Raw genomic sequence first — 2882 nt, forward strand, 5'->3', positions numbered from 1 at the left:
GGCGTGTCGGAAAGGAGGGCAAGATAGCAACTCAGCGACATTAATGAAAGTAGATTTTTGATAACTGGGCATACTACAGCGTTTTCTCATTACTAGAAAAATTTAAGTCCGCTGATATTGTAGCTCTATATACTATAGTTCTATGCTGCGAGTGGTTTTTATTTAGTCGCTTATATTTAGGGCGTGTTGAACATTCATAATTTGAGCCAGATATAAGCACAAGCAAGAGCGACCGTATTTTCATAACTCTGCTTGAGCTTATCAAATCTGATGGCAACCGCCCTATACTGCTTTAACTTGGCGAAAGCATTTTCTACTAAGTGTCGTACTTTATACAAGTCCCAGTCCATATGGTCGTTAGAAGACTGAGTGTTTCGTTTTCGAGGGATGTTATCATGCGTCCCTGCCTGTTCAATATGCGCTCGTAGTGCATCAGAATCATAGCCTTTATCGGCACATAAAACCTCTGTATCACTCAAATCAACCTTGTCTATTAAATCAGGTGCGACTTTAACATCGTGGGTTGTGCCATCTGACAAGATAAAGGTAATCGGATTGCCATGCGCATCGACTGCCAAGTGAATCTTGGTCGCGCGTCCTGCCACACTTTTACTGATTGCTTGTTCCACCTCATTACCACCACCGACTGTGCTGATGCGCTTTAATATGAGTGCCATCGATAAAGACCCACTCAAGATCTGAGTCTTTGATCAGTAATGTAAAAAGCGCAATCAGCTTATTACTGCGAAACCAACGCTGGTAAGCTTTATAGATGGTATTAGGCTTACCAAAGCACGTTGGTAAGTCGCGCCAAGGGCAACCAACACGCATGCGATAAAGCACGCCTTCAACCGTTTGTCTAAGATTTCCTTTGTCATAGATATTAAGTTCTAGTAATATAGGTTTCAGTCTTGTCCAGTGTTCATCTTTGAGCATAGTGCGAGGCATAGCGAACGATATCTTTTTTGTGTGAGAACTTAAAGATTACCCGTTCGCTATTTTTTTTGCCAGAAATTTATATTCAATGTTCAACACGCCCTAATCGTTTCTAGCTAATAGCCTGCATTGTCTTTTTCTGGTGAAACGATAACGCGATTGAAGTCCACTAGAATGGTAGTCAGTTTTATAGTGGCCAAAAAACCTCTAGCCATAAGCGAATGGATGGCATATCTGAAGTATAGTCAGCGAATTACTAAACAGCTACGGCGTTATCCTCCTTAGATGTACTACTTGTACAGTCTGCAGTCGGCTGCCTTGTACCTATTTTAGAGTTCTTTGACTATAGTCACCTTGTGACAGTATCTGTTCATTATCAACACGTTTATAAAAACCCCTATTCACGCTAGTACGAATAGGGGCTATAAATTTACTTTGGCTTATGGTTCGTGTCGTATATTACTGGAAGTGATGGGTATAACCAACCGTGTAAGTTCGTCCTTGACCTTTATAGTCGAATGCTGATTTAGGGGCGTAGCTGCCGTAATAGATTTGTGCTTGTTGTCCCCAAACGGTGGTGTAATCTTCATCGAGCAGGTTTTGTACGCCCAAGCTAAACTCACCTGAGGGCAAGAAATAAGTATAGTCAAGGTCAACGGTTGTGTAGCCGTCCAACTCTTGAGTAGAGTCGCTTGCTGAGTCATAACCTGAGACATCGCTCATCATATTGGCTTGTAGTTTAAGCGCTTGATAGTCGTCTTCCCAACGTGTCCACAAGGCATATTTATTGGGGCTAGTATCGGTCACGACCGTTTCTTGATAGTCACCATCGACCTGTGTATCGCTTTTTACCCAATGTGCTAGACCACCGACACTGATATTTTCATTAACCGTATAATCGGCCTTGGCTTCGATACCATATACACGTTTTTTATTATCACTCTGCGTGATAAGTAATGTATTGCGATCATAGTCAATACTGCCGTCGGAGAGGCTGTAGTAACCAGTCAGCTGACCTGTTAAATCGTTGAGGTTGAATGATGTACCTAGCTCGTAGCTATCTGTTTTGATGCCGTCAAGCTTAGTACCCGAGACATTAGAGCCATTAATAAGCTCATAGTAATTGTCAGAATTTTGATTATAGATACCTTGACCATAAAACTTTGCAGGATCAGGTAACTCAAAGCCTTGAGAGAAATTTGCAAAGTAGCGTAAGTTGTTTGTGGGTTTATAATTCAGGCCAAAATTAAACAAACTGACATTATAATCGTTGCTACCACCCGGGATGGCATCGCCGCCAGTCGCTTGTCCTAAAGCAATATCAGTCTGCACTGCATCCGCGACGAAATCATCAATTTCATTATTGAGATTTTGGTAGCGCATACCTGCCGTGACGCTAAGCTCGTCGGTCAGCTGATAGTCACCCTGAAAAAAACCTGCAATAGAGTTCACTTCGGTGCCAGGGTAACGCCCAACGGTAGCAAACTCTTCATTGACGAGCCCACCAGTGCCGATACTTACTCTCGGGTCAAATATCATCTTATTACTGTCAAGCGTATCTTGATAGCCATCGATGCCATAAGTTAATTTAAGTTTATCAGTCCAGTCTTTACTTAGCGCGACGCGTGCAGAGGAAACGTCAGTTGACTGCTCGGAAGCTGCAAAATAAGTGCCATAAATAAAGGGAATAAAGCTGAGCTCCTCTGTGCGGTGAGAGAGCTGAGCATACAGTTCATGACCAAACAGGTCGGCATGGTGGTAACTGGCATTGTATTGTTGACGCTCGGTGCTGGCTTGACGATCGCTTTCAAAGCCGTCACTAATTTCAGCGCCAAATGGACGAGTGGTTAAATCATACTGAATACCATAGTCAGTATCTTGTTCGCTAGTATATAGTCAGTTCAAAATAAAAGTGTTATGGTCAGGGCAAATATCATAAAACAATT

At 42.5% G+C, this 2882-nt stretch carries 2 protein-coding genes; both read right to left on the bottom strand.

The genetic code is table 11. The features are described 5' to 3' along the window. Positions 1-194 precede the first annotated feature (194 nt). Positions 195-948 (bottom strand): IS5 family transposase gene (locus L0J61_RS10355; RefSeq protein ID WP_301466362.1). Its coding sequence is split into 2 segments (ribosomal slippage): positions 195-644 and positions 646-948, totalling 753 coding nucleotides; the frame shifts between segments, so codons are not numbered across the junction. Between the two features lie 447 nt (positions 949-1395). Further along, complete coding sequence (locus L0J61_RS10360; RefSeq protein ID WP_367651955.1) at positions 1396-2799, bottom strand: TonB-dependent receptor; 1404 nt, start codon at positions 2797-2799, stop codon at positions 1396-1398. Between the last annotated feature and the right edge of the window lie 83 nt (positions 2800-2882).

Origin of the sequence: Psychrobacter sp. (assembly GCF_030457785.1) — a bacterium.
Taxonomy (GTDB): Bacteria; Pseudomonadota; Gammaproteobacteria; order Pseudomonadales; family Moraxellaceae; genus Psychrobacter.